The organism is Methylocystis sp. (genome assembly GCF_050251305.1).
GTDB lineage: Bacteria > Pseudomonadota > Alphaproteobacteria > Rhizobiales > Beijerinckiaceae > Methylocystis.
Genome location: NZ_JBFWNB010000049.1, coordinates 1 through 24,889 on the forward strand (window position 1 = coordinate 1; position 24,889 = coordinate 24,889).

The 24,889-nt window shown below is 64.5% G+C and carries 25 protein-coding genes; 10 read left to right on the top strand and 15 right to left on the bottom strand.

The features are described from left to right. Both AB7F41_RS13975 and fae read left to right on the top strand, forming a co-directional pair. Nucleotides 1-117 (top strand): formaldehyde-activating enzyme (locus AB7F41_RS13975; protein ID WP_428385182.1); only part of this gene is annotated, 117 nt, incomplete at its 5' end. Between the two features lie 249 nt (nt 118-366). Next, entirely contained in the window at nt 367-936 is a 570-nt protein-coding gene (gene fae, locus AB7F41_RS13980; RefSeq protein ID WP_428385181.1) for a formaldehyde-activating enzyme, read from the top strand. Here the strand turns inward: fae and AB7F41_RS13985 are convergent. Next, nucleotides 905-1,678 carry a HisA/HisF-related TIM barrel protein gene (locus AB7F41_RS13985; RefSeq protein WP_428385180.1) on the bottom strand — a complete coding sequence of 258 codons (774 nt, stop codon included), beginning with the start codon at nt 1,676-1,678 and terminating at the stop codon, nt 905-907. The two genes, fae and AB7F41_RS13985, sit on opposite strands and share 32 nt — an antisense overlap. Nucleotides 1,679-1,723: 45 nt before the next feature. On the opposite strand from AB7F41_RS13985, the gene AB7F41_RS13990 reads away from it, so the two are divergent. Further along, entirely contained in the window at nt 1,724-2,344 is a 621-nt protein-coding gene (locus AB7F41_RS13990; RefSeq protein ID WP_428385179.1) for a hypothetical protein, read from the top strand. Nucleotides 2,345-2,492: 148 nt separating this feature from the next. Here the strand turns inward: AB7F41_RS13990 and AB7F41_RS13995 are convergent, their stop codons facing one another. The 4 genes from AB7F41_RS13995 to xoxF5 all read right to left on the bottom strand — a co-directional run bounded on the left by AB7F41_RS13995 (nt 2,493) and on the right by xoxF5 (nt 6,419). Then, entirely contained in the window at nt 2,493-3,077 is a 585-nt protein-coding gene (locus AB7F41_RS13995; RefSeq protein WP_428385177.1) for a PQQ-dependent catabolism-associated CXXCW motif protein, read from the bottom strand. Next, entirely contained in the window at nt 3,074-3,979 is a 906-nt protein-coding gene (locus tag AB7F41_RS14000; protein ID WP_428385176.1) for a substrate-binding domain-containing protein, read from the bottom strand. Before AB7F41_RS14000 ends, AB7F41_RS13995 begins: the two co-directional genes overlap by 4 nt. 19 nt (nt 3,980-3,998) lie before the next feature. Further along, complete coding sequence (locus AB7F41_RS14005) at nt 3,999-4,442, bottom strand: c-type cytochrome, methanol metabolism-related (protein ID WP_428385174.1); 444 nt, start codon at nt 4,440-4,442, stop codon at nt 3,999-4,001. Nucleotides 4,443-4,610: 168 nt separating this feature from the next. Beyond that, nucleotides 4,611-6,419 carry a lanthanide-dependent methanol dehydrogenase XoxF5 gene (gene xoxF5, locus AB7F41_RS14010; protein ID WP_428385172.1) on the bottom strand — a complete coding sequence of 603 codons (1,809 nt, stop codon included), beginning with the start codon at nt 6,417-6,419 and terminating at the stop codon, nt 4,611-4,613. A 292-nt stretch (nt 6,420-6,711) separates the two neighbouring features. On the opposite strand from xoxF5, the gene AB7F41_RS14015 reads away from it, so the two are divergent. Both AB7F41_RS14015 and AB7F41_RS14020 read left to right on the top strand, forming a co-directional pair. Further along, nucleotides 6,712-7,635, top strand: a complete 924-nt coding sequence (locus tag AB7F41_RS14015) for a quinoprotein relay system zinc metallohydrolase 2 (protein ID WP_428385171.1) — start codon at nt 6,712-6,714, stop codon at nt 7,633-7,635. A gap of 156 nt (nt 7,636-7,791) precedes the next feature. Continuing rightward, nucleotides 7,792-8,586, top strand: coding sequence for a quinoprotein dehydrogenase-associated SoxYZ-like carrier (locus AB7F41_RS14020; RefSeq protein WP_428385169.1), 795 nt, complete (start codon nt 7,792-7,794; stop codon nt 8,584-8,586). 120 nt (nt 8,587-8,706) lie between these two features. On the opposite strand, the gene AB7F41_RS14025 is transcribed toward AB7F41_RS14020, so the two are convergent. The 3 genes from AB7F41_RS14025 to cobT form a co-directional block, all read right to left on the bottom strand. Further along, complete coding sequence (locus tag AB7F41_RS14025; RefSeq protein WP_428385167.1) at nt 8,707-9,018, bottom strand: cytochrome c; 312 nt, start codon at nt 9,016-9,018, stop codon at nt 8,707-8,709. A gap of 7 nt (nt 9,019-9,025) precedes the next feature. Continuing rightward, entirely contained in the window at nt 9,026-10,246 is a 1,221-nt protein-coding gene (locus tag AB7F41_RS14030; protein ID WP_428385165.1) for a molybdopterin-dependent oxidoreductase, read from the bottom strand. A 289-nt stretch (nt 10,247-10,535) separates the two neighbouring features. Further along, nucleotides 10,536-12,467 carry a cobaltochelatase subunit CobT gene (cobT, locus tag AB7F41_RS14035; protein WP_428385163.1) on the bottom strand — a complete coding sequence of 644 codons (1,932 nt, stop codon included), beginning with the start codon at nt 12,465-12,467 and terminating at the stop codon, nt 10,536-10,538. A gap of 156 nt (nt 12,468-12,623) precedes the next feature. Here cobT and AB7F41_RS14040 point away from each other — a divergent pair, with 156 nt between their 5' ends. Continuing rightward, the gene (locus tag AB7F41_RS14040) at nt 12,624-13,010 is read left to right on the top strand and encodes a hypothetical protein (RefSeq protein WP_428385161.1); all 387 of its coding nucleotides are present in this window, start codon (nt 12,624-12,626) and stop codon (nt 13,008-13,010) included. A gap of 48 nt (nt 13,011-13,058) precedes the next feature. On the opposite strand, the gene AB7F41_RS14045 is transcribed toward AB7F41_RS14040, so the two are convergent. The 3 genes from AB7F41_RS14045 to AB7F41_RS14055 all read right to left on the bottom strand — a co-directional run bounded on the left by AB7F41_RS14045 (nt 13,059) and on the right by AB7F41_RS14055 (nt 15,075). Continuing rightward, a complete protein-coding gene (locus AB7F41_RS14045; protein WP_428385160.1) occupies nt 13,059-13,286 on the bottom strand; it encodes an FmdB family zinc ribbon protein in 228 nt (75 codons plus the stop codon). 99 nt (nt 13,287-13,385) lie between these two features. After that, nucleotides 13,386-14,384 carry a cobaltochelatase subunit CobS gene (cobS, locus tag AB7F41_RS14050; protein ID WP_428385158.1) on the bottom strand — a complete coding sequence of 333 codons (999 nt, stop codon included), beginning with the start codon at nt 14,382-14,384 and terminating at the stop codon, nt 13,386-13,388. A 91-nt stretch (nt 14,385-14,475) separates the two neighbouring features. Next, on the bottom strand, nt 14,476-15,075 hold the full coding sequence (locus tag AB7F41_RS14055; protein ID WP_428385156.1) for a J domain-containing protein: 600 nt from the start codon (nt 15,073-15,075) through the stop codon (nt 14,476-14,478). Between the two features lie 86 nt (nt 15,076-15,161). Here AB7F41_RS14055 and AB7F41_RS14060 point away from each other — a divergent pair, with 86 nt between their 5' ends. Then, nucleotides 15,162-15,458 carry a BolA family protein gene (locus tag AB7F41_RS14060; protein WP_428385154.1) on the top strand — a complete coding sequence of 99 codons (297 nt, stop codon included), beginning with the start codon at nt 15,162-15,164 and terminating at the stop codon, nt 15,456-15,458. 3 nt (nt 15,459-15,461) lie between these two features. Here the strand turns inward: AB7F41_RS14060 and AB7F41_RS14065 are convergent, their stop codons facing one another. Beyond that, nucleotides 15,462-15,764, bottom strand: a complete 303-nt coding sequence (locus AB7F41_RS14065; RefSeq protein WP_428385152.1) for a DUF6156 family protein — start codon at nt 15,762-15,764, stop codon at nt 15,462-15,464. A 125-nt stretch (nt 15,765-15,889) separates the two neighbouring features. Between AB7F41_RS14065 and AB7F41_RS14070 the strand changes: the two genes are divergently transcribed. The 3 genes from AB7F41_RS14070 (at nt 15,890) to AB7F41_RS14080 (ending at nt 19,779) form a co-directional block, all read left to right on the top strand. Then, a complete protein-coding gene (locus AB7F41_RS14070; protein WP_428385150.1) occupies nt 15,890-17,071 on the top strand; it encodes a phosphoserine transaminase in 1,182 nt (393 codons plus the stop codon). 312 nt (nt 17,072-17,383) lie between these two features. Continuing rightward, nucleotides 17,384-18,970: a phosphoglycerate dehydrogenase gene (gene serA / locus AB7F41_RS14075; RefSeq protein ID WP_428385148.1), complete on the top strand. Its 1,587-nt coding sequence runs from the start codon at nt 17,384-17,386 to the stop codon at nt 18,968-18,970. A gap of 191 nt (nt 18,971-19,161) precedes the next feature. Next, complete coding sequence (locus AB7F41_RS14080) at nt 19,162-19,779, top strand: L,D-transpeptidase (protein WP_428385146.1); 618 nt, start codon at nt 19,162-19,164, stop codon at nt 19,777-19,779. 59 nt (nt 19,780-19,838) lie between these two features. Here AB7F41_RS14080 and AB7F41_RS14085 read toward each other — a convergent pair whose 3' ends face one another. The 3 genes from AB7F41_RS14085 to AB7F41_RS14095 form a co-directional block, all read right to left on the bottom strand. After that, nucleotides 19,839-20,213 (bottom strand): gamma-butyrobetaine hydroxylase-like domain-containing protein, encoded by a 375-nt coding sequence (locus AB7F41_RS14085; RefSeq protein WP_428385145.1) that lies wholly within the window; start codon nt 20,211-20,213, stop codon nt 19,839-19,841. A gap of 113 nt (nt 20,214-20,326) precedes the next feature. Then, a complete protein-coding gene (locus tag AB7F41_RS14090) occupies nt 20,327-22,189 on the bottom strand; it encodes an extracellular solute-binding protein (protein ID WP_428385143.1) in 1,863 nt (620 codons plus the stop codon). Nucleotides 22,190-22,356: 167 nt separating this feature from the next. Further along, on the bottom strand, nt 22,357-24,786 hold the full coding sequence (locus AB7F41_RS14095; protein ID WP_428406627.1) for a TonB-dependent receptor family protein: 2,430 nt from the start codon (nt 24,784-24,786) through the stop codon (nt 22,357-22,359). Between the last annotated feature and the right edge of the window lie 103 nt (nt 24,787-24,889).

Consider the following 24,889-nt stretch of genomic DNA (forward strand, 5'->3'; position numbering starts at 1 on the left):
GACTACAACTACACCGCGACGAAGGAAGCGATCGCGCGCGCCGTCAAGGGCGAGCCGAAGGCCTCGGAAGTCGTCGCCAAGCGCAACGAAGCCAAGCACCCCTTCGCGCCCAACTGAGCCGCGTAGACCATGCGTCGGCGGGGCTTTCGAAACGCCCCGCCCGCGCACCGCTGGCCGACGCACGCCGCTCCTGCAGGGATGCGCGACGGACGACGTCGGCGGCGCCTCAAGTCTGGCGCGCGAGGGGCGATCGCCAGCGGAATTTTCGTCTTCCCTGAGGAAGGCGCATAAAGGAATAAGGGGCATTCCGCGCGCGCAAAGTCAAAGACGCCGCAGGGACGCGAACGCACGGGAAGGGATGGGATTATGGCTTCGTTCTTTGAGAAAATACTGGGCGCGCTCTTTCCGAAGCCGTCATCCGGCTTCGCGTCGAGCAGCGCCAAGACCAGCGTCGGCGAGTCGCTCGTCGGCGACGGCAATGAGGTCGCGCATATCGACCTGATCATGGGGCCGCGCGGCTCCGCCGCCGAGAAGGCCTTCGCCAACGGCCTCGTCAACAACAAGGACGGCTTCACGACGCTGCTCGCCGTCGTTGCGCCGAACCTGTTGGTGAAGCCCTATACGATGATGTTCAACAAGGTGACGATCAAGAACGCCAAGCAGGCCGTGCAAATGTTCGGCCCGGCGCAGTATGGCGTCGCCAAGGCCGTCGCCGACAGCGTCGCCGAGGGCGTCATCCCGATGAGCCAGGCGGACGACCTCTTCATCTGCGTCGGCGTGTTCATCCATTGGGACGCCAACGACGACCAGAAGATTCAGGACTTCAACTACTCCGCGACCAAGGAAGCCATCGCCCGCGCGATGAAGGGCGATCCGACCGCTCGGAGCGTGTTGTCGGCGCGCGTCACCGCGAAACATCCATTCGCCGCGAACTGAGCGACGACAATTCGCCTGCCAAGGGAGCCTCGCGAGGCTCCCTTTTTTGTTGGCGCATCGCCGCGAAGCGCTCGAGGTCGGCGCGACTGAGCGCGCCGTCATGCAGCGCCGTCGCAACAAGAGCGCCGGCCGCGCCGATCGCTTCAACTTGCGCAAGATCGCGCGCGTCGCGAACGCCGCCGGCGGCGTAGACCCGCCGATCGCCCGCCCGCCCGACGATCTGGGAGAGTCGCGCAAGATCGGGACCGGCGCTGACGCCGACGCGCGTCAGGGTCATGACGATGATCTGACGCGGCCACAGATCTGCGCGCACGTCCAGCGCATCGGGTCCGAGAAACGCCTCGTCACGGAAATCAAGCGAGAGAAGCGTGTTGGGCGCGTCCTTCAGCGCGCGCAGGGATTCGCTGTCGCGCAAGGACTCGCTGCCGATCACGCATTCTGTGCGCGCCGCGCCGCGCCAGCGCAGCGACGTCCCGCCCGCGTCGATCATGAAGCAAAGCGCGGGGAAGCTATCAATGAGCGCCGCGATCTGACGCTGGTTGTCGCCCGTTTCCTGAATCGCGTCGAGATCGGCGACGTAAATTTTTTTGAAAGGATGAAGCGTCAGAAAACCGGCGACGATATCCGGCGGCGCGCTCGTCGCCGCAAGCGGCGACGACATCGGCCTGTAAGCGTCGCGAGCGCCGGCGCGTGCGCGCACGACGGCGCCATTGCGAATATCGATGACGGGGACGATCTGCATGGGGCATTATAACCCGTCGCGATCCTGCGGCGTCCGGCAAACCTCATGACCCATCGCAGCCTGCTTCTTGCGTTCCTTTCGCTCATCCTGACCGACGCGGCGGCGGCGCAAGCGCCGCAGCCGCAGGGACAGCCGGACTGGCCGTGCCGACAGGTGCGCGTGCCCGAACTCTCGGTCGCTGGCGTCTGGGCCGGTCCGCCGCTCGACGACGCGATGAAACATTGGCGTGACGATCAGGGACTCTCGGATCTCGTCGCGCGCCTTTCGCAGCGGCGCACGCCGATGACGGAAGCCGAGGGGCTCATTACGCAGTTCGCGCAATCGGCCGGCGATCAGCGCAAGCAGCGGCTGACGACGCTGTTCGCCGGCGTTTATGACCGCATGAACGACGAGCGGCGCGCCGTCGTGAACGGACTCGATCGTTTCGGCCGACGCCTGAAGGGAATGGCGGAAATGGCGCGCGAAGAGACGCAAACGCTGCGCGGCCTGCAGGATCAGAAGCCGCCCGATCCGGACGCGATCAAGAAGGCGAGCGATGCGCTGCAATGGCGCCTGCGGCTCTTCGAAGAGCAACGGCGCATGGTGGGTTACGTGTGCGAAAGTCCGGCGCTGATCGAGCAGCGCTTCGGCGCGCTCGCGCGGGCGATTCAGCAGGCCATGGAGTGAGGGCGGCTCCGCCCGGGCGCGTCATGCCCGACAGGCCGGAGGCCTGATCGGCAATCCGGGCAAGAGCGCAAAAGGCGGCTTTCCTGGATTCCCGATCGCGCGCGACGCGCGCGTCGGGAATGACATTCGGCTGTTCGATTAAGGCGCGCTATTCGCGCGGCTCCGGCTGGCGCTCCTCGAGCGGATGGCCCGCCTGCTCCCATCCGTCGGCGCCGGGCGGATACCACATCACATTCGTATAGCCGAGCGTGAGCGCGCGTTTCCCGGCGTTCCACGACGCCCAGCAATTGGTGCGGCAGTAGAACACCAGCGGCTTCGCCTTGTCGCCGCCGCTGGCGCGCGCCAGTCCCTGCTCGAAATAGCGCGCCATCGGCTCCGAAAGCGCGCCGAAGCCGGTGTCGGGAAGCCATATGCTGCCGGGAATGTCGAAGCGCTTCGGTTCGCGCCAGACCGCGTTCTTCGGCAGCCCTTCGGGCTTGGGCGGATGCGACAGCGCGTCGATGAAGACCGCCTTCTTGCCGCTCCACAACTCGAACGCCTGCGGCGTGTCGAGCACTGTCGCGCCTTTGAGCGTCGCGGGCGTCGGCCCATGATAATTGTCCAGCCGATAGCCTTCCGGCTCCGGCGGCGCTTCGGCCAGGGCCGCCGACGCCATGAAGGCGAAGGCCACGCTGAGGGCGAAAGCCGCGCAGAGCGCGAAAAGGCGGCGAGCCGGACGCAGGATGGAGGTCATTGCGCAACCGTAATCGGATGACCCTGCTCGTCAAGCAGCGGAACGCCGTAATCGAGCAGAATGCGCTCGAGATCGGCCTTGTTCTGGGCGATGAGCGTGTTCAGCTCGCGCTTGAAATTCTGATCGGAATGGCGAACGCCGAAGCCGATGCGAAACGCCATTCGGGCGCCGGGCGTCTCCGGCAGCGGCGCGACGTTCAGCTTCTCGCTCGAATGTTTCGCGTACCAGCCGGCGATCGGACCCCAAAGCAGCGCGATGTCGATGTCGCCCTTTTCGAGATCGTGGATCATCGCCGCGCTCGAAGATTCGACGCGCGTATCCACCATCAGCGCATAGGGCTTCACGGACGCCATCAGGCCGTTCATCGCCAGCACATTGCCGGGCGGCGTGTTGGCGACGAGGCCGATGCGATACCGCTTTTCCTTCAAGCGGGGATCGTCGAGCGCCTTCACGCCGTCGAGGGCTGTGCCGGCGCGCGTCACGATGGCGTGGGTCGTGCGGTAATAGGGATTGGTGGGCTGCACCAGATCATTGCCCTGCGGCATGCCGAGGATGACGTCGCAAAGATGCGCATTCAGCGTGTTGCGCACGAAGCCGGTGGCGCCGGGATAATAGGAATAGGCGAGTGCCTTGCCGAGCTTCTTGGCCAGGAATTCGGCGATCCGGTTCTCGAAGCCTTCGCCCTTGTCGTTCGAGAAGGGGAGATTGTTCGGATCGGCGCAAACGCGCAGCGTCTTGGGGTCGACGAGTTCGATCGACCCCTGACTGTCGTCGCCCTTTGCGCCGAAGTCGGGCCCCATATGCTGGGCAAGAGACGGAGCCGCCGCAACGAAACTTGCGGCGGCGCAAATCGACAAGAACAGCGCAGTCAGGCTGCGCCGGCATGTGTTGAAGCCGATCATGCGATCGCTGCAGACGCCTTTAATTCTTCATGCATTCGGCCTCGGCCTTGGCGAAGGCCTCGGGACGATCTTCCTTCTTCGCCGGCCGGCCGGGCTCGATCGCGCCGGTCGAAAGCGCGCGCAGATAGACATAGAGGTCGTCGATGTAGCAGGCGGCGTTCTTGTTTTCGGCGAACGCCGGCATGACGCTGTTGCCGTTCTGGCGGCCGCCGATGACGATGCCGGCGAATTCGGCGTAGTCGAAGCGCTTCACCGAATCCTTGAGCGCCGGCGCATAGGTCGAGCCGCCGCCGTTCGGGCCGTGACAGACGTGGCATTCCGCATGATAGCGGCGATAACCGGAGAAGGTGTACCAGTCGACCTTGCCGTCGGGGCCGACGTTATAGGTAGGGTCGCCTTTGGCGTCGAAATATTTGCCGTCGACGGATTTGACGGCTTTGGGATCTCCCGGCGGTTCAGCCATTGCGGAGCCCCCAACGCACAAAATGACGCCCAGAGCCAACGCTCCGGCCAGCGACGATCTCATCACCACTCTCCTTGGTCTCTTCCCACACCTTAAACGCGGACGCTCGGCGCGCACCTTAACGGTGCCGCCGAGCGCCGGCAATTTGTTAGCTTCGCGCGCCGCTGACTAGTTCGGCAGAGCGAAAACCGTCAGCACGCCGCCGAGCGCCGTGTAATTGGCGAGCGACGCATAGTTGCCGACGGCGCCAAGGCCTTCGCTGCTCTTCGAGAGGCCCGCCGCCAGGCCGATGCCGGCCCAGCCGCCAACGCCCGAGAGCACCGCGACATATTCCTTGCCGCCGGACTCATAGACGGTGACGTTGCCGATGATTCCCGACGGAGTCTTATACTTGTAGAGCTCCTTGCCGGTCTTCGTGTCGACGGCCTTCAGATAGCCCTCGAGCGTGCCGTAGAAGGTGACGCCGCCGTCCGTCGACGTCGCGCCGCCCCAGACCGAGAACTGCTCCTTGTTGGACCACACGATCTTGCCGGTCTTGGCGTCCCAGGCGATGAAGTTGCCGGTGTGGGTCTCGCCCTTGTCCTTGCCCGCCGGGAACATTTCCAGCGTCGCGCCGACATAGGGCTGGCCCGCCGTGTAGCTGACGCGGAACGGCTCATAGTCCATGCAGACGTGGTTGGTCGGCACCAGGAACAGGCCGGTCGCCGCGTCATAGCTCGCCGGCTGCTGGTCCTTGGAGCCGAGCGCCGCCGGGCAGACATATTGGGTGTTGACGTCTTCGCCGTTCTGCTCGGTCGAATATTTCGACACGACCAGCGGACGGCCATAGGTCTTGGAGCTCTTGTCCATATCGACCTTGGTCGCCCAGTTCACCGCCGGATCATATTTTTCGGCGACGAGCAACTCGCCGGTCACGCGGTCAAGCGTGTAGGCGAAGCCGTTGCGGTCGAAGTGAACGAGCGTCTTGCGTTTCTGACCGCCCATGTCCTGGTCGGCGAGAATCATCTCGTTGATGCCGTCGTAATCCCACTCGTCGTGGGGCGTCATCTGATAGAGCCACTTCGCCTTGCCGGTGTCGAGGTCGCGCGCCCAAACGGTCATCGACCAGCGATTGTCGCCCGGACGCTGCTTCGGGTTCCAGGTCGAGGGATTGCCCGAACCGTAGTAGACGAGATTCAGTTCCGGATCATAGCTGTACCAGCCCCAGGTGGTGCCGCCGCCGATCTTCCACTGATCGCCTTCCCAGGTCGTGGTGCCCGAGTCCTTCTCGACCGGCTTGCCGAGATGGGTGGTCTTGCCCGGCTCGATCAAGGTGTCCTCATCCGGACCCATCGAATAGCCGCGCCACGCCTGCTTGCCGGTCTTCACGTCATAGGCCGTGATGTGGCCGCGAACGCCGAATTCGCCGCCGGCGATGCCGACGAACACCTTGTCCTTGAAGACATGCGGGGCCGCGGTCGAGGTCTGGCCCTTGGAGGGATCGCCGTTCTTCACTGACCAGGCGACTTTGCCGGTCTTGGCGTCGAGCGCGACGAGCGTGGTGTCGGCCTGCGCCAGGAAAATCTTGCCGTCGCCATAGGCGAGGCCGCGGTTGACCGTGTCGCAGCACATCACCGGCACGACGGACGGATCTTGCTTGGGCTCGTATTTCCAGATGATCTTGTGGTCCGGATCCTTCAGGTCGAGCGCATAAACATTGTTGGGGAACGGCGTATGCAGATACATCACGTCGCCGATGACGAGCGGCGCGCCTTCATGGCCGCGCAGAACGCCGGTGGAGAACTGCCACGCCGGCGCGAGCTTGCTCACGTTCTCGGTGGTGATCTGCTTAAGAGCGGAATGGCGCACGTTGGCGTAATCGCCCGTCGGCATCACCCACTGCTTGGGGTCTTTCTGCAGGGTCAGCAAATCGTCGGCCTTCGCGGCGCCGGCGAGCGCGAGTACAGCCACCGAAGTCGACAACAACAGTTTATGCATGAGCTTTTCCTCCTGACGACGCGTGGCGCGCATTATTGTTGCGCCGCCGCCGACGTCGCGCCTCCTAGGCGCCTCGACATTGGGAAGGCGATTTCCGTTTATGTCTCATGCCGGCGGGACAAAAAGTCCGCCAGCGGCGAGAAGCTCCCGGTTCCCGTCCGGGACGCATCTTTTAACTCGGAAACGGCGGGATAATATGTTGCTGGCGGGTGAATCGCAATCGCAAAAAACGAAGGCGCCGCCACGCGATGCGGCGCATCCCCAAACCCTTAAAACAGCCAAGGCTAACAACATGTTGCGTCGCATGCTGACGCTCCTCGCGGCCCTTGCGCCGCTGGTCGCCGCACATTCCGCCGGCGCCTTTTCGCTGAGCGAAATCGCGCCCGGCGTGTATGCGCATGAGGGGAAAACGTCCCTCATGACTCGGGAAAATCTTGGCGACATCGCCAATCTCGGCGCCATCGTCGGCGACGACGCCGTCGCGGTGATCGACACCGGCGGCAGCCTGATCGAGGGCCGCGCCTTCCTTGCGGCGCTGCGGGAGAAAACGCAAAAGCCGATCCGCTACGTCATCAACACCCATGCCCATCCCGACCATACGTTCGGCAATGGCGCCTTCGTCGAGACCGGCGCGACATTCGTCGGGCATAAAAACCTGCCGCGGGCGCTCGCCGCGCGCGGGCCGCATTATCTTGCGGCCTTTCGCGCGCTGATGGGCGACGCGCTCGACGGCGTCACGATCGTGCCGCCGACGGTGACCGTCGACGACACAATGACGCTCGATCTCGGCCATCGCGAGATCGTCCTGCAGGCGTGGCGCACCGCGCACAGCGAATGCGACCTCACCATCCTCGACCCGAACAGTGGCGTGTTCTTTTCCGGCGATCTGCTCTTTCTCCAGCATGTGCCGGTCGTCGACGGGAGCCTCCTCGGCTTCCTCGACGTCGCCGACCGGCTCGCGGCGATCAAGGCGACGCAGGTCGTCGCCGGGCACGGCCCGATTCCGGCGCCCTGGCCAAAGGCGCTCGAAGACCAGCGCGCCTATCTGATGCGGCTCACCGCCGATCTGCGCGCCGCGATCAAGAAGGGCGAGAGCGTCGCCGCGGCGGCCAAGCAAGCGGGCGCGGAAGAGCGGGAGAAATGGCGGCTGTTCGACGATTACAACGCCCGCAACGCCACGGCCGGATTCGCCGAGTTGGAATGGGAGGGGCCGTAAGGATGACTTTGTCACGTGACGCGGCGAAGGCTGGCGCTTATTCTCGACCGATCAGCGTTTTCGCCGTCATTGCGCGGCGCGCGGCGCCGAAAGCGGCTCCCGAACGCCTTTCGATGGATGGCTTCGTTCGCGCGCAATGACCGAGGTGTTTGGAGGATGCCGGAAATGAACTCAGCAGCCCGTTGCGCCGCCGGCGCCTTGTTCGGCCTTATCGCGACCGCCGCCATCGCCCAGACCGCCCCCGATCCCTGGCCCGAACTCGTCGTCGACATCTTCCACAGCCGGCCGATCGCGGCGGCTGACGGCGCCATCGCGCTCGACGCGCCGGCGCGCGCCGAAGACGCGGCGATCGTGCCGATGACCATGCGCTTTTCGGATCCTTCGCAGATCAAGGTCGCGACGCTGGTCATCGACCAGAACCCGATGCCAATGGCGGCGGCCTTCACGCTCGGCGACAAGGCCGGCGTCGGCTTCATCGAAACCCGCGTGCGCGTGAATTCCTACAGCAACGTCCATGCGGTGGCCGAAACAAGCGACGGAAAGCTGCGCGCCGACGCGAAATTCGTCAAAGCCTCCGGCGGCTGTTCGGCGCCCGCGGTGAAGGATCAGGACGAGGCGATCGCCAATCTCGGCAAGATGAAATATCGCGCGTTCAAAAGCGCCGATCCGGCGAAGCGCGAGGCGCAGATCATGATCCGCCATCCGAACGCCTCGGGCATGCAGATGGACCCCGTCTCGCGCGCCTATCTGCCGGCGCATTTCATCGAATCGGTCGACGTCTATCAGGGCGACGCGCCGATCTTCAAAATGGAAGGCGGCATCTCGCTGTCCGAGGATCCGACGTTCCGCTTCACCTATACGCCGAACGGCGCCAAGACGATCCGCGTCGAGGCCCATGACAACAAGGGCGGCGTCTACAAGGGCGAATGGCCGATCGGCGAAGCGTCTTAGAGCGCTTCCCGATCAGATGGAATCATGTGATCGATAAGGAATCGCTCAAAATAAGAACGTTGGAGCAGGCTCTCATCGAAAAGGTCTCTCAACTTTTTCGGAACCTGCTCCAGGCGTCGCTCAATAGGTCGCGGCGAGATAGTCGACGATCGCGGCGGCGTCGGCTTCATCGATCTGCGCGTGATAGGAGACGATCATCTTCTTCACGACGCCTTCCCAATAGGGCTTGCCCATCTTGGGCGGCTGGCGCGCGATATAGTCGACCGAGTGACAGGCCGTGCAATTGTTCTGCGCGGTCTCCTGACCAGCCCCTGCGCGCAGTTCAGCGGTCTCTTCCGGCAGAGAATAGGTCAGCGTCTCGGCGGCGCAGAGCGCGGGCGCGAGGACGGCCGCCGCCGCAATGAGCATGGTCGTTCTGCGCAAGCGCTGCATCTCTTCGCTAGACCGCCTCGATCCGAACCGTCTCCACCACATTGCGCATATAGCCGGCATGGTTCCATAGCGGCGCCAAGGGCTGCGAATGGCCGATGCGGTTGACGGCGCGGGATTTCAAATGATGCGCGCCGGGCGGCAGAGACAGTTCGGTCCGCCATTCCCGGAACGAATACCGGCCCAGATCGTCGCCGAGCCGCGCGGCGGTCCAGCTCGCGCCGTCATCGGCGGAGACCAGCACGGCTTCAATGCCGTGGCCGCCGTCGAAGGCGACGCCTTTCACTTCGAACGCGACATGCGCCGCGACTTTCGCGTCTTCGGCCGGCCGGGTGATGAAGCTGCGTATATTGAGCCGTTCGATCGGCCGCATCGCGCCTTTCGGCGCCCCCGGCGCCAGGCAGGCGCAGTCGTTGTCCGGGATGCGATAGGCGGTCGCCACCCAGAATCCTTCGAAGCGCCTGTCGAGAACCTCGATGTCGTTGAGGTGCTTCACCCAATAGGTTCCATAGCGGCCGGGGACCACCAGCCGCAGCGGATAGCCGTTGAGCCACGGCAGGTCTTCCCCATTCATGGCGTAAGCCAGCATCACTTCGCCGTCGCCGGCGTGGCCGATGTCGAGCGCCTTGACGAAATCCGGCGTCTCCGGCGCCACCGGCGAGTCGAGTCCGTTGAAGGCGACCGACTGCGCGCCCGCCTTCGCGCCGGCCTTTTCGAGCAGCGTCTTGAGCGCGACGCCGCGCCAGCGGGCGTTGCCCATCGCGCCGTGACCGAACTGGCCGCCGCCGACCCGAGGCTCGACGAAGCCGCGGCTGTTGCCCGAACATTGATTGACGGCGACGATCTCGACCGGCTCGAAATCGCTCTTCAACTCGGCAAGCGAGAGCGAGAGCGGCGTCTCGACATGGCCGCGAACTTCGAGGCGAAAGGCTTGCGGATCGATGCTGAGCGGTATGTCCGCCAGATGATAGCGCACGAAGAACGCGTCGTTCGGCGTCAAAACGCCTTCGTCATAAACCGAAAAAGGCGTTTCGAGCTGCGGCGGACGGACCGTCTGCTCGATCAGCGCGCGCTTGCCGGGATAGCGGACCAGGGGCCTCTCGCCATTGGCAAAGCCGAGCCGCGCGCTTTCCGCAGAAAACGCGCGCCTCCCGTCGGCCGACGCCAGCGTGGCGACTCCCACGCTCGCGCCTTTTAGAAATGCTCGCCTGCTCGTTGTCGCCTGGGGCATCATTCACGCCGACGCGCAGCCAGTCATGGCCAGCATGGCCATCCGCCGCGCGGCTACACCGTCAGGAACCCCAAATCGTCAGCGCGGCGCAGAGCGCGAACGGCAACGCCGCCAGCGTAAGAACCGCCGTCACGCACACAAACCGCTCCGCCTCGCTGGCCTCCCGCGGAGGCGCTTTATCCTGCCAGTGTATGAACGCCATCACGATCCCCTTACGAATCAACCCTCACACATGACAAACGCGCGAGGAGCCGAATCGTTGCAGAGTCGTTAACGAAGAAAACGCGATTCAGGCGCGCCCGACGGCGAGCGGCGCGCGCGATCGGCGCCCGCTGGGCGCCGGCGGCGCAGGCGCGGCGTTCTCGCTGAACAGTTCGGCGAGCTTCTCCGTCATGGCGCCGCCCAGCTCTTCGGCGTCGACGATCGTCACCGCGCGGCGGTAATAGCGGGTGACGTCATGGCCGATGCCGATGGCGATGAGTTCGACCGGCGACTTGGTCTCGATCTCATGGATGACCTGGCGCAGGTGGCGTTCAAGGTAGTTGCCGGCGTTGACCGAGAGCGTCGAGTCGTCGACCGGCGCGCCGTCCGAGATCATCATCAGGATCCGCCGCTGCTCGGAACGCGCGAGCAGCCGACGATGCGCCCAATCGAGCGCCTCGCCGTCGATATTCTCCTTCAGAAGCCCTTCCCGCATCATCAGGCCGAGGTTGCGCCGGGCGCGCCGCCAAGGCGCGTCGGCCGCCTTATAGATAATGTGGCGGATATCGTTCAGACGGCCGGGATTGGTCTTCTTGCCTTCGGCGATCCAGGCTTCGCGAGACTGACCGCCTTTCCAGGCGCGGGTGGTGAAGCCGAGAATCTCGACCTTGACGCCGCAGCGCTCCAGCGTGCGCGCGAGAATGTCGGCGCAGGTGGCGGCGACGGTGATCGGACGCCCGCGCATCGAGCCGGAATTGTCGAGCAGCAGCGTCACCACAGTATCGCGAAAATCCATGTCCTTTTCGCGCTTGAAGGACAGCGGCTGCTGCGGATCGATAATGATCCGCGGCAATCTCGCCGGGTCGAGCATGCCCTCTTCGAGGTCAAACTCCCAGGAACGGCTCTGCTGCGCCATCAACCGGCGCTGCAGCCGGTTCGCCAGCCGTCCCACGACCGACGAGAGATGCAAGAGCTGCTTGTCGAGGTAGGCCCGCAGCCGGTCCAGCTCCTCGACGTCGCACAGCTCCTCGGCGCGGATGATCTCGTCGAAACGGGTCGTGTAGGCGTGGTAATCGGCGCCCGCGCGCTCGGCGGCGTTGGTCGCCGGACGGCGCGCCTCGGCGGCCTCTTCGGCGTCTCCGGCGTCGGCCTCCCGCTCGGTCTCGCCATAGGGCGCTTCCGCGGAGTCGCTTTCGCCTTCCTCCTGGGCGTCGTCGGCGGCGAGCGCCGTATCCATCTCTGCGGCGCTCTTCGACTCCTGATCGTCCTGCTCGTCGTTCTCGCTTTCGTCGGGGTTTTGCGGCGCCTCCTCGCTCTCTTCGTCCGCCCTCGTCTCGTCCGGCGCTTCGCCGCTCGCCATGTCGAGATGGGCGAGCAGTTCGCGCACGATCTGGGCGAAGAGCTTCTGGTCTTCGACGGCGCCGCTCAGCCGGTCGAGGTCGACGCCGGCGCGCTCCTCGATCGTGTCGCGCCACAGTTCGACGATCTTCTGCCCGTTCGGCGGCGGCGTCAGGCCCGTGAGCCGCTGACGGGCGAGGAGCGCCAGCGCATCCTCGAGCGGCGCGTCCTCGCGGCTCGAAATCTCGGCGGCGTGGCTGCGCTGATAGCGGTCGTCGAGCATCGCGCCGATATTGGCGGCGACGCCCGGCATCCGCCGCGCGCCAATCGATTCGCAGCGCGCCTGCTCCAGCGCGTCGAAAGCGGCGCGGGCGTCGTGGGGCTCCGGCGCAAAACGCCGATGCAGCGCGTCGTCGTGGCAGGCGAGGCGCAGCGCGAGCGAGTCCGCCTGGCCGCGCAGGATCGCCGCATCCTTGAGGCTCAGCTTCCGCGGCGGCTCCGTCAGCCGCGCCTTCGCCCCGTCATTGCCCGCGACGAGCGACGGCCGTTCGGGCGCGAACATCACGTCGAGCGCCGGCGAGCGCGCCATGGCCCGCATCGCTCCGGCGACGGCGCGCTTGAACGGCTCCTGCGGCGCCTCCTTGGGCGAGGCTGGCCGTCGATTGGTCGGCGATGGAGGCATGTTGCGACTTTATGCGCGCCGTCCGGCGAAGCCGCAAGCGAAATGCGCCGCGAGGCGGGCGTTTTGGCGCGCTTCGCCTCGTTCAAACGCGTGACGCGCACGCCGACGGAACGGCTAGGATCAATCCGTTGTCATTCAAATTTTCAGGAGAGTCAGATGACGTCGTCTTCGCTTTACGCCGCGGCGTTCGCGGCCGCCATGCTTTTCGCCAGTTTCGCGTCAACCGACGCGCGCGCCGCAGCGCTCTGGGTCATGAGCTTCGAGTCGCGCTTGCCGTTCAGCAGCTGCGTGCGCGACATCGACCGCGTGCTGCGCAACAACGGCATGACCGACATCGGCGGGGACGCCGCCGGCGTTGGCGGCACCAAGGGAAATGTGCGCGCCCATGCCGTCTGCGTGCGTCGACAGAAGGCGGGCCCCTGCAACACCGACGGCTTGAGCGTGGTGATTTCGGCCGCCGGAGACAATGTGAACGATACGCGGGATATCGTTCAGCGCATCCGCAACGGCTACGGCAACCCCGTCCTCATCGACTGCAACTGATGCGAACCGCGCGGGAGGACGCCTTCCCCCGTCCTCCTGTCGGAAAGCCTACAATTTGCGTTCGGCCTTGCTGAAATTGGAAAGATCGCCTTCCGCCGCCGCGCGCTGGCGCCAGGATTTGGCGATCGCGGGATATTTGATTTCCTTGGAGATGCGAGAAACCTGCTGCTGCAGCTTCTCGCCGCCGCATTTGGGACAGACCGGAACCTCCGATCCGCGCACCAGCAGCTCGAATTCCGCCGCGCAGGCGTCGCAGACATAGGCGTAAAGCGGCATATGGCCCTCGCGTCAGTACACTTGCCCAAGACGCGAGCAATTTTCGTTCCGGCTGAAGCGTCGTGCTGTGGATAGACGCCGACCGCGGGCCTGCCGCGCCTAGGTCATCACCACATTCACGGCGCTTTCGGGCAGCTCCTTGCCGAAGCAGCGTTGATAGAACTCGGCGACCAGCGGGCGCTCCAGCTCGTCGCATTTGTTCAGGAAGGTCATCCGGAAGGCGAAGCCGACATCGCCGAAAATCTCGGCGTTCTCCGCCCAGGTGATCACCGTGCGCGGGCTCATCACCGTCGATAGGTCGCCGGCCATGAAAGCGTTGCGCGTGAGATCGGCGACCCGCACCATCTTGTTGGCGACGTCGCGGCCCTCCTTCGTGGCGCCATAGGATTTCACCTTGGCGAGCACGATGTTGGTCTCGGCGTCATGCGGCAAATAATTGAGCGTCGCGACGATCGACCAGCGGTCCATCTGCGCCTGGTTGATCTGCTGCGTGCCGTGATAGAGGCCCGACGTGTCGCCGAGCCCCACCGTATTGGCGGTCGCGAACAGGCGAAAGGCCGGATGCGGCCGGATGACCCGGTTCTGGTCGAGCAGCGTCAGACGGCCGGAGACTTCGAGCACGCGCTGGATCACGAACATCACGTCGGGCCGTCCGGCGTCATATTCGTCGAAGCACAGCGCGACATTATGTTGCACCGCCCAGGGCAGGATGCCGTCGCGAAATTCGGTGACCTGCTTGCCGTCCTTCAGGACGATGGCGTCCTTGCCGACGAGGTCGATTCGAGAGATGTGGCTGTCGAGATTGACGCGCACGAAGGGCCAGTTGAGCCGCGCCGCGACCTGCTCAATATGCGTCGACTTTCCGGTGCCGTGGTAGCCGGTCACCATCACGCGCCGGTTCTTGGCGAAGCCGGCGAGAATGGCGAGCGTCGTCTGCCGATCGAAGAGATAGTCGGGATCGAGGTCCGGCACATGCTCGTTGCGCTCGGCAAAGGCCGGAACCTCCATATCGGAGTCGATTCCAAACACCTGGCGCACGGAAATCTTCATGTCCGGAAGGCTGTCGAGACCCGTTGCGGCGTGTTCTAGCGCGACCAAAATGCGTCCTCCGTTGCGCGGCTGTGCGCCGCGCATAGCTTGCGCCCATTCCGTCATGCCCGCGGCGGAAAATCCTGCTCTGTCCGGGCGCTCAGACCAAGCGGGCGGCCCTCAGCGTCTTATAGGCATGGATGATTTCCCGCAATTTTTCCTCGCGGGAGCGGTCTCCGCCATTGGCGTCGGGATGATGGCGCTTGACGAGCTCCTTGTAGCGCGCGCGGATCGTCTCGGCGTCCGCGGTCTCCTCGAGGCCCATCGCCACCAACGCCCGGATCGTCACCGGCGAATGGCGCGGCGCGCGGCGCTCCGCGGCGGGCGGCGGGCGGCGGAAGCGTTGCCGATAGACGCCGAGCGGATCGACCGCCGCCATCGCGTCCTCGCGAAACCCCGCATGCCCGCGGCGCGTGCCCATCGACCAGGTCGGTCGGTGGCCGATGGTGGCGTCCTTCATGTAGCGGGCGACCGAAGCGTCATCCATGCCGTTGAAATAATTGTAGGTTGCGTTGTATTCGCGCACATGTTCGAGGCAGAAGCAAAAATACTGCCCTTCCCGCAGCCGGCCCATCGGCGCGCGATAGGCGCCCTCCGCCTCGCAGCCCGGCGAATCGCAGCGAATCATGGTCGCGCGCGGGGCCTCGCGGGGCTCCCGCTGCGTTCGGATGCGGTCGAAGAGGGGCGAATTCAGGTTCATTTCATTCCATTATGATGGCGCCGCAGCAAGCCGCAAGCACAACCGCGCGCCAATGTGCTAATTCGGCGTCGACCAGGAGACGAAAAATGACGGATCAGGGTAAAGGCGTCGTCAAGGCGCGCATCGCAAAAAAGCTCGCCGAAGGCCTCGCGCCCGCGGCGCTCAATGTCATCGACGACTCGCATCACCACGCCGGCCATGGCCATCACCATGCCGACGGCGAAACCCACTTCACCGTGGAGGTTGTAAGCGCAGCTTTTGAGGGCAAGAGCCTGGTCGAACGGCACCGTCTGGTCAATGCGCTCCTCTCGGAGGAGCTCGCCGATCGGGTTCACGCTCTGGCGATCAGCGCCAAGACGCCCCAGGAAGCCGCACGCGCCTGACGATCATCCGCGCAGCGGCGCGCCGTCCGCGCCGCAGTCGATCTCGGAAACGTCCTCGCCCATGGCGATGCGCGCGCGCGTCAGCGCGCCATCCGCGCCATAGGCGTAGTCGTGCCGCAGCTCGACCTCGCCATAGACGAGCTTTTCGCAACTCGTAAGCCTGCCTTCCGAGTCATAGGTCGCGCGAAAATACGTATTGCGGTTGGCGATCGCGTCCGCCTCGAGCGGCCCGACGAGATTGAGCGGCAGCCGCAGCCCGCTGTAGGTGAGAAAATAGCGATAGTCTTCTTCGGCGTTCTCCGACATTACGGCCCTCCCCATCCGACGGCGCTTCTTGAAGCGACGCCGTGCGGCGAGGATACTCGAGAATCGCGCGAACCCAATGGCTCCTCCTGCGCAATCGGAAGGGCCGCCGCTAGAGGAACACCGCCATGACCGTCGCCGTCACAGTGGCGAAGCCCGAAGCCAAACCGGCCAATCCCTGCTTTTCGTCCGGCCCCTGCGCCAAGCGGCCCGGGTGGGCGCTCGCACATCTGGCCGGCGCCGCGCTCGGCCGCTCGCATCGGTCGAAGCCCGGCAAGGAGAAACTGGCGCAGGCGATCGCGCTGACGCGCGAAACTCTACGCGTTCCCGCCGACTACCGTATCGGCGTCGTGCCGGCGTCGGACACCGGCGCCGTTGAAATCGCGCTCTGGTCGCTGCTCGGCCCGCGCGGCGTCGACGTCGTCGCTTGGGAAAGCTTCTCGAAGGACTGGGTCAACGACGTTCTCAACCAGTTGAAGATCGAGAAGGCGCAAAGCCGCGTCGCCCCCTATGGCGAATTGCCCGATCTCTCGCAGATCGATTTCGACAATGACGTCGTCTTCGCCTGGAACGGCACGACGTCCGGCGTGCGCGTCCCGAACGGCGACTTCATTCCATCCGCCCGCAAGGGCCTGACGATTTGCGACGCGACCTCCGCGGCCTTCGCCCATCCGCTGGATTTCGCCAAGCTCGATGTGACGACCTACAGCTGGCAAAAGGTTCTCGGCGGCGAGGCCGCGCATGGGATGCTCATTCTGTCGCCGCGCGCCGTCGAGCGGCTCGAAAGCCATACGCCGCCCTGGCCAATGCCGAAAATTTTTCGCCTGACCAAGAAGGGCAAGCTGAACGAGGGGATTTTTCAAGGCGAGACGATCAACACGCCGTCGCTGCTCGCGGTCGAAGACTATCTCGACGCGCTGTCCTGGGCGACGTCGATCGGCGGACTCGAGGCGCTGTTCGCGCGCTCCGACGCCAATGCGCGCGCCGTCGCCGATTGGGTGGAACGGACGCCCTGGATCGATTTTCTCGCCAAGGATCCGGCGACCCGCTCGAACACCAGCGTCTGTCTCATCTTCTCCAAAGAGAGCGCCGCGAAGGACGCCGACGCGCAGGCGGCGCTCGCCAAAAAAATGGCGGCGATGATCGAAAGCGAAGGCGCCGGCTATGATTTCGGCGCCTATCGCGACGCGCCGCCGGGCTTTCGAATCTGGTGCGGCGCGACGGTCGAAGCGTCGGACGTGGCGCTGCTGACCGGCTGGCTCGATTGGGCCTATGCGGAGGCCTGCGCCGAAGCCGCGCCAGCGGCGTGAGACAGGCGACGCGCGTGCGCACATCAGCCGGACGGCGGCGAAATGGACGATCAGCCGCGCCGCAGGACAGAGGCGCGTCGCAGGATCGGCCGCGGGGCAGACTGAAGCGCATGCATTATCAGCAATTTATTTCCGCTCTGTGGGACGTCGCAGAAGGTCGTTGTGCGGCGAACGCGATGCGTCAATATACTGACGCCATATCCTGACGCCATGACGGCGACGCCCTGGATCGCCGTTCATGCGTCTCGGGCCGCCCTTTAAGATGCGACACGCGGAACATTCTCCGCCTGCAGAAAAAGAAACAGGACGTCCATGCCGCCGCGCGTTCTCATCTCCGATTCTCTTTCTCCCGCCGCCGCGCAGATCTTCCGGCTGCGCGGACTGGACGTCGACTTCGAACCGACGCTCGGCAAGGACAGCGACAAGCTCGCCGCGGCGATCGGCGACTATGACGGACTCGCCATCCGCTCGGCGACCAAAGTGTCCGCCAAAATCTTCGAGCGGGCGCCGCAGCTGAAGGTCGTCGGACGCGCCGGCATCGGCGTCGACAATGTCGACGTCGCCGCCGCCACGGCGCGCGGCGTGATCGTCATGAACACGCCCTTCGGCAATTCCATCACCACCGCCGAACATGCGATCGCGCTGATGTTCGCCATGGCGCGCGAAATTCCCGCCGCCGACGCTTCGACCCATGCCGGCAGATGGGAGAAGAATCGCTTTCTGGGCGTCGAAATCACCGGCAAGACGCTCGGCGTGATCGGCTGCGGCAATGTCGGCGCGAATGTCGCCGAACGCGCGCTCGGCCTGAAAATGCGCGTGATCGCGTTCGACCCCTATCTCACCGAAGAGCGCGCCACCGAGCTCGGCGTCGAAAAAGTCGAACTCGACGATCTCCTCGCGCGCGCTGATTTCATCTCCCTGCACACGCCGCTGACGCCGCAGACGAAGAATATCCTCTCGGCGGAAAACATCGCCAAGACCTGCCGAGGCGTGCGCATCGTCAATTGCGCGCGCGGCGGGCTCGTCGACGAGGAAGCCATGCGCAGAGCCCTCGACGAAGGCCATGTCGCCGGCGCCGCCTTCGACGTCTTCGCTCATGAGCCGGCGACGGAAAACCCGCTGTTCGGGCATCCGCATGTCATCTGCACGCCGCATCTCGGCGCCTCGACGAGCGAAGCGCAGGAGAAGGTCGCGCTGCAGATCGCCGAGCAGATGGCGGACTATCTGACGCGCGGCGCGATCATCAACGCCGTGAATTTCCCCTCGATCAGCGCCGAAGAGGCGCCGCGGGTCAAACCCTTCGTCGAACTCGCCGAAAAGCTCGGGCTCTTCGTGGGTCAGGTCGCGCGCTCGGGCGTCGACAAATTGTCGATCGTTTTCGAAGGCGTCGTCGCCTTCCAGAAGATTCGGCCGATCACGGCGGCCGCCATCTCGGGACTGCTGCGGCCGATCCTCGAAGACGTCAATCCGGTGTCGGCGCCGATTCTCGCCAAGGAGCGCGGACTGTCGATCGAGGAAATCACCCGCGACGCGCAAGGCGATTATGAATCGCTCGTCACGCTCTGCGCGCATACGGCGCAAGGCGAGATCCGCGTTTCGGGCACGGTCTTCCATGACGGCAAGCCCCGAATCGTCGGCATCGGCGACACCGGCGTCGACGCCGAATTCGCGTCGTCCATGATCTATGTGACCAATGAAGACAGGCCCGGCTTCATCGGCAGATTCGCCGGCGCGCTCGGCGACGCCGAGGTCAATATTGCGACGTTCGCGCTGGGCCGGGATCGACCGGGAGGCGACGCCGTCGCGCTCGTCGCCATCGACGGCGACCTGCCGGCGGACGCGCTCGCCGCGCTGAAGAGCCTGCCCGGCGTGAAACAGGCCTCCACGCTTAAGTTCTGAGTACAGCGCGGCGTCACTGTTGCAAGTCTGCCACAATTCGCGGAAGAAACGCGACAAGCTCTGGCTTTCGCGCCGCTGCGGGCTTGCTTGCGCGAGCGGCCTGGAGACTAATCATGAAACCGTTGCGCCGCTTTCGTCGTCGCGACGTCCGCCCACACTTGGATTCGCCCACACTTGGACAAGGGAAAATCATGCGGCGTCTTGCATTCGCACTGATCTGCGCAGTCGGCGCGCTCGGCGCCCTTTCCTCGCCGGCGCTCTCGCGGAGCCCGACGCCGCCGCCCGCGCCGGCATTCGATCCTTTCGGCGCGCTTTTTGGCGGCGGCTCCTACGCCCCGCAACCGAGCGACGGCCGCCCGCAGGCGGTCGCGGTCCCGCGCGAGGTCGTGCCGTTCGGCGCCAAATATGGGCCGGGCACGATCATCATCGCCACGAATGAGCGGCGCCTCTACTATACGCTCGGCAATGGCCAGGCGATCCGCTACGGCGTCGGCGTCGGCCGGCCCGGCTTCGAATGGGCCGGCACCCGCTATATTTCGAGCAAGCGCGAATGGCCGGACTGGACGCCGCCGGCGCAGATGCTGCGTCGGCGCCCGGACCTGCCTCGGCACATGGAAGGCGGCATCAACAATCCGCTCGGCGCGCGCGCCATGTATCTCTCCGGCACGCTCTACCGCATCCACGGCTCCAACGAGCCCTGGACCATCGGTCAGGCGGTGTCGTCGGGCTGCATCCGCATGACCAATGACGACGTGGTCGACCTCTATAATCGCGTCAAGGTCGGCACGCGCGTGGTCGTGACGCGGTAGGAACTTCGCCGCGGCGTTTATCGACGGCCGGCGCCTCCGCCGGCCGTTTGTTTTTTGCTCTATTGTTCTCCGGGCCGGTCGCGATCGAGCCCCTTCGCGGCAAGCTCGTCGAGATAAGCGGTGAAGCGTTCCGACGCGGTCTCTCCGAGTTCGCGCAGATAATGCCAAGTGTAGATGCCGGTCCGGTGCATATCGTCGAAATCGAGACGCACGGCGTAATTGCCGACCGGCGCGACGGCGATGATCGCGACATTGCGCTTGCCGCCGACGGTCTTGTGCTCCTGCGGCGAATGGCCCTGCACTTCTGCGCTCGGACTTTGCGTGCGCAACAGTTCGGCGGTGAGCGCGAACTGCGCGCCATCGTCGAATGACACATTGAGCATGCGTCCGCCTTCCGAAAGGCGCAGTTCAGTCGGCCAAGGCTCTTGCCCCATGATGCGTCTCCAGCGCCCGCGTTCACGCGCGACAGGGTTTAACGGCTCTTGCGCCGCCTGCGTCGCCGTCGCCGAACGTTTTTATCGCCTTCCCGCGCGGGGCGCCATGGCTCTCAATGCGCGGCGGGGCCCTGCTTCCACCAGCTTTCCAGGGTGAAGCCGAAAGGGAACATCGGAAACAGCGGCGTGCGCGCCGGATGACGGAGCGCGGCGCCATGCGCGCACCAGATCGCGTTCGCATGCTGAAGCGGCACGAAATAGAATCCGGACAGCAAGATCCGGTCGAGCGCGCGCGCCGCCCAGACGCTGTCCTGCTTCGTTGCCGATGCGATGAGATGATCGACCGCCGCGTCGAGCGCAGGCGAAGCGGCGCCGGCGAGATTGACCGAATCCTCCCGGTCGAGACTCGCCGTGGTCCATCGGTTCAACTGCTCCTGACCCGGAACGGCGGCCGGCAGCCATTGTCCGATCATCATGTCATATTCGAAGCGCTGACGCCGACGGTGATACTGCACCTCGTCGTAAGTGCGGGGATTGGCCTCGATGCCGATCCGCCGCAACGACGACGCGAAATTCAGCGCGAGCCGCTCTTCGTCGCGGTCGCGACTCATGATCTCAAACACGACGGGAACGCCATTCTTCTGGAGACGCCCGTCCACCACCCTATAGCCCGCTTGCGCAAGAAGCTCTTGCGCGCGCTTTGCGACGATGCGGTCGCGTCCCGAACCGTCGTGCTGAACCGGCCGCCAGCTGCCTTCGAGAATATCGTCGCGAACGACGCCGGGAAACTTCGAGAGAAAGGCGCGTTCGCTCGCGTTTGCAGGACGCCCCGTCGAGGCATAGTCCGAGTCGCCGAAATAGCTTTCGGTGCGGACATATAATCCGCCGTAGAAATTGGCGTTGATCCACTCGAAGTCATACATCATGGCGATCGCTTCGCGCAGCCGCACGTCGCGAAAAATCGCTTTGCGCAGATTGAAAACGAAGCCTTCCATTCCCGTTGGACGTCCGGGCCGCAAGATTTCCTTCACAACGGCGCCGTTCCGAACGGAGGGAAAATCATAGCCCGTCGACCAGCGCGCGGCGCTGGTCTCCTCGCGATAGTCGAGCAGGCCCGCCTTGAACGCCTCAAACAACGCCGCGCCGTCGCGATAATAATCGACGTCGATCTCATCGAAGTTATAGAGTCCCCGCTGACTCGGGATGTCGCGCGCCCAATAGTCGGGGTCGCGCCGCAGGACGAGTCGCGCGCCGGCCTTTGCTTCAACGATCACATAAGGACCCGAGCCGACGGGAATCGTCATGTCGAGTTCATCGAAGCGCGCCACATTGGTGGTCGCCTTAGATAGAATTGGCATGGCGGCGAGAACCAGCGGCGCTTCCCGATCCGTCACGCCGGTCAGGTCGAAACGCACGGTGTGATCGTCGAGAGCGACGGCGGATTTCACCAGAGCGAAAACCGCGCGATGGTTCGGCCTGCCCTTTGCCTTCAGCAGTTCGAAGGAAAAGAGAACGTCCGCCGCGGTGATGGGGGTCTTGTCGGAGAAGCGCGCGCGCGGGTCGATATGAAAGATAACCTGTTTGCGCGCGTCGTCCATCTCAACGGACTTCGCGATCAGCGGATAAAGCGTGTAGGGCTCGTCCTGCGAACGCGCCATCAGGCTTTCGAGAACATTGCCGATCATGAGTTGCGGCGCATCTCCGAATCGTGCGTTGAACGGATTGAGGCTGTCGAATCCGCCGCGCTGGCCGAGCCGCAGCGTCCCGCCTTTCGGCGCGTCGGGATTTGCATAAGGAAAATGATCGAAGTCCTTGGGCAGCGCAGGCCCGCCATAGAGCGCAAGACCGTGCATGACGGAAGCTCTGGCGCCGTCGGCAAGCGCCGCAATCGATGACGGCGCCGCGATCGCGCAGACGAGCGCCGCGAGACGCGCGGCGGCGCTCAGGCGCGTCATTGCATGGCCAGTGCGAAGCATTGCGTCGCCTCCTTCGCCAATCGAACTGAAACTCTCAGGCTTCGGCGCTCTCCAATCGGAAGAACAGCGGATCGCTAATAAGGCCGCGCCGCGGCGAATCCTGGCGCAGAAACTTCGCCGCGGCTTCAAGGCGTCGCCCTGGTGGGGCGGGGCGACGTCGTCTTGGGTCAGAACTTGAACTTGACGCCTCCGGTGAAGGCGCGGGGCTGGCCGGCGATGATGCCGGCGCCCTGCGCCGTCCACAGAAGCGCCGTCGGCGTCTGGATGGGCGTGGAGCCGATCAGCGAGTTCGCGAGCACCATCGCGCCGGCGACATAGGTCCGGTTGAAGATATTCGAGATGTCGAAGTAGAGCTCGATATTCTTGAAATAGAAGTTCGCGACGTCGTGATTGTAGTGGAAGTTCACGTTGAACACGCCGTAGCTCGGGATCTTGGTGAAGTTGGCGTTGTCGATCGTGTAGGCGCTTTTGTAGACATATTCGAGATAGGTCCCGAGCCCCGCGAGATCGCCATGGGGCTGGTCATAGCCGACGCGCGTCGTCAGCGTATGCGGCGGCACGTTGGGGATTTTGTTGCCGGACCGGCTGTAGACAATCGGAACGTTGCCGATGGTGCCCAGATCGTCGGTATAGTTGGTGAAGAACTGGTCGTTGAACGTGTAGGCGGTGATCAGCCGCCATCCCTCATAGGGCCGCCAATCGGCGTTGAGTTCGATGCCGCGGTGGATAGAAGAGGGAATGTTTTGCGAATAGTTCACGAGCGCGTTGCCCAGCGTCAGAAGTTCGTTGCGATGCCATTCGTTGAACCCGGTCAGGCTGAAGTTGAGCTCGGGGCTCGGGGTCCAGTCGACGCCGAGATCGACGCCCATATTGGTTTGCGCCTTGAGCGGATTGGCGCCGACTCCGTTTCGGGTGCTGGTGAGAAACACGAATGTCGGCGTGCTGTAGCCTGTCGCATAGCGCGCGCGGACCTGCCACTCGGGACTGTAGCGATAGGTGAGCGACGCTTCCGGCGCCGTGTTCCAATAATCATTGTCGACCGCGACCTGCGTCGGAAAGATCGGCTGCAGGCCGACGGCGTAGTTGTAAACGGTGTTGACGCCCCAGACCCGATTCCAGTTGGCGCTGAATCCCAGCACCCCGGTCAGACCCGGCGCAAGCGCAATCTCTTCGCGCGCGCGCAAACCGATGTTCGACGTGTAGGAATCGATCTTGGCGACCGGCGCGCCCGTTCCGCCGCTGTACCAGGTGTTGGGGAGCTGGTTATAGAGCGGATTGGTGGTCTTTGCGTTGCTGTAGAAGAACTGCAGGAAATGCGTCGCCGGAAACCCGAACAAGGGGATGTGGCTGGTGATGTCGGTCTGCGCGGTGACGCCGACGGTGGGGCCTCTGATTCCCACGGGGCCGCCGAGGCCGCCGACGCTCGTCGGACCAATTTTCGGCGGCGGCCAGGCGCCGTTGATGTAATCGAAATAGTCGTAGGTGAATTGCGATCGCCAGGTCGTGGCGTTGTCGAAGTCGTGCTCATATTGCAGGCCGCCGATCTGTCGCAGCGTATGGAGATGCGTGCCGAGTTGCCAGACGCTTTGGCGCAGCAGCGGCGCGGTGGGAGCAAAGGGGGGCCCCGCCGTGAATATGCCGTTGGCGGGCACGAACAGATTGTTGCAGAAGGGCGCATTGATGCCGGTTGCGATCGGGCAGCCGTAATATTGCGCGTAAGGATTGAGGTAGAACTGATTCTGGTTGAGCCGGTTGATGAACTCGGCGGAATTGTCGTTGGCGACATATTTGAAGATGAACCGATCGGTCGGCGTCACCTCCCATGTGCCCAGAAGCTTGGCTTGTTTGGCTTTATAGGCGCCGCGCGCCGCAAATCCGTCGCCAAGCGTATAGGAGCTGAAGAACGACAGGTCGAAAACGCCGAGCGTGCTGTCGACCGCCTTCTTGCCGGCGCGGACGTAATTGTTGATGTAGCCGAAGCTGCCGAACTCCGACCCCGTATGGACGCCGTCGATCTCGGCGCCGGAGAAGCTGCGGAAATTCATCGCGCCGCCATAGGCGTAGTTGCCGAAAAGCGCGGATGACGGACCGCGATAGACGTCGATGTCGGCGTAGGCGTGCGGATCGAGCATGTCGGTGCGGCCATTGCCGTCGGCCGTCGTGATCGGGAATCCGTCTTCGTAGAGCATGATGTTGCGGACGCCGGTCGGGAAGCCGACGCCGGTCCGGTTGCCCGATCCGCGAATCGAGATGAACAGATCGCGCGCATTATTGCCCTGCTGGATGGAGACGCCGGGGCTGTATTCCAGCACCTTCCGGACGTCCGCGAGCGGGGTCGGCCTGAGGAATTTGGTGTTGACGGTCGTCACCGTGTCGCCGGGCGGATCGCGGTAGATCGGCAGTTTCGCGCGGGCCGCGTTGAACCCGGGCGCAATGCCCTCATCGCCCGTCGTCGCTTCCTCGACGGCCGGAGGCCGCTCGGCGGCGCCAATCGTGATCTGAGGCAGCTTCTGCTGCGCATAGGCGACGGACGCGGAGGTCAGGAGCGCCAGCGCGCCGAGCGCGGCTCCATTCATCAGTTTCGATCGGGAGCTCATTTTATGTTCTTTCGTAATCGGGGTTGAAACTCAGTCGGAGGACGCATGCGATGGGCCGTTCGCGGCCGCTGCGGGTTTCCACGGGTCGGCGAAACGTTGCGAC

Coding starts and splice junctions, on each gene's coding strand:
- fae (WP_428385181.1), top strand. CDS start 367: ATGGCTTCGTTCTTTGAGAAAATACTGGGCGCGCTCTTTCCGAAGCCG.
- AB7F41_RS13985 (WP_428385180.1), bottom strand. CDS start 1,678: ATGCAGATCGTCCCCGTCATCGATATTCGCAATGGCGCCGTCGTGCGC.
- AB7F41_RS13990 (WP_428385179.1), top strand. CDS start 1,724: ATGACCCATCGCAGCCTGCTTCTTGCGTTCCTTTCGCTCATCCTGACC.
- AB7F41_RS13995 (WP_428385177.1), bottom strand. CDS start 3,077: ATGACCTCCATCCTGCGTCCGGCTCGCCGCCTTTTCGCGCTCTGCGCG.
- AB7F41_RS14000 (WP_428385176.1), bottom strand. CDS start 3,979: ATGATCGGCTTCAACACATGCCGGCGCAGCCTGACTGCGCTGTTCTTG.
- AB7F41_RS14005 (WP_428385174.1), bottom strand. CDS start 4,442: ATGGCTGAACCGCCGGGAGATCCCAAAGCCGTCAAATCCGTCGACGGC.
- xoxF5 (WP_428385172.1), bottom strand. CDS start 6,419: ATGCATAAACTGTTGTTGTCGACTTCGGTGGCTGTACTCGCGCTCGCC.
- AB7F41_RS14015 (WP_428385171.1), top strand. CDS start 6,712: ATGTTGCGTCGCATGCTGACGCTCCTCGCGGCCCTTGCGCCGCTGGTC.
- AB7F41_RS14020 (WP_428385169.1), top strand. CDS start 7,792: ATGCCGGAAATGAACTCAGCAGCCCGTTGCGCCGCCGGCGCCTTGTTC.
- AB7F41_RS14025 (WP_428385167.1), bottom strand. CDS start 9,018: ATGCAGCGCTTGCGCAGAACGACCATGCTCATTGCGGCGGCGGCCGTC.
- AB7F41_RS14030 (WP_428385165.1), bottom strand. CDS start 10,246: ATGCCCCAGGCGACAACGAGCAGGCGAGCATTTCTAAAAGGCGCGAGC.
- cobT (WP_428385163.1), bottom strand. CDS start 12,467: ATGCCTCCATCGCCGACCAATCGACGGCCAGCCTCGCCCAAGGAGGCG.
- AB7F41_RS14040 (WP_428385161.1), top strand. CDS start 12,624: ATGACGTCGTCTTCGCTTTACGCCGCGGCGTTCGCGGCCGCCATGCTT.
- AB7F41_RS14045 (WP_428385160.1), bottom strand. CDS start 13,286: ATGCCGCTTTACGCCTATGTCTGCGACGCCTGCGCGGCGGAATTCGAG.
- AB7F41_RS14055 (WP_428385156.1), bottom strand. CDS start 15,075: ATGAACCTGAATTCGCCCCTCTTCGACCGCATCCGAACGCAGCGGGAG.
- AB7F41_RS14060 (WP_428385154.1), top strand. CDS start 15,162: ATGACGGATCAGGGTAAAGGCGTCGTCAAGGCGCGCATCGCAAAAAAG.
- AB7F41_RS14065 (WP_428385152.1), bottom strand. CDS start 15,764: ATGTCGGAGAACGCCGAAGAAGACTATCGCTATTTTCTCACCTACAGC.
- AB7F41_RS14070 (WP_428385150.1), top strand. CDS start 15,890: ATGACCGTCGCCGTCACAGTGGCGAAGCCCGAAGCCAAACCGGCCAAT.
- serA (WP_428385148.1), top strand. CDS start 17,384: ATGCCGCCGCGCGTTCTCATCTCCGATTCTCTTTCTCCCGCCGCCGCG.
- AB7F41_RS14080 (WP_428385146.1), top strand. CDS start 19,162: ATGCGGCGTCTTGCATTCGCACTGATCTGCGCAGTCGGCGCGCTCGGC.
- AB7F41_RS14085 (WP_428385145.1), bottom strand. CDS start 20,213: ATGGGGCAAGAGCCTTGGCCGACTGAACTGCGCCTTTCGGAAGGCGGA.
- AB7F41_RS14090 (WP_428385143.1), bottom strand. CDS start 22,189: ATGCTTCGCACTGGCCATGCAATGACGCGCCTGAGCGCCGCCGCGCGT.
- AB7F41_RS14095 (WP_428406627.1), bottom strand. CDS start 24,786: ATGAGCTCCCGATCGAAACTGATGAATGGAGCCGCGCTCGGCGCGCTG.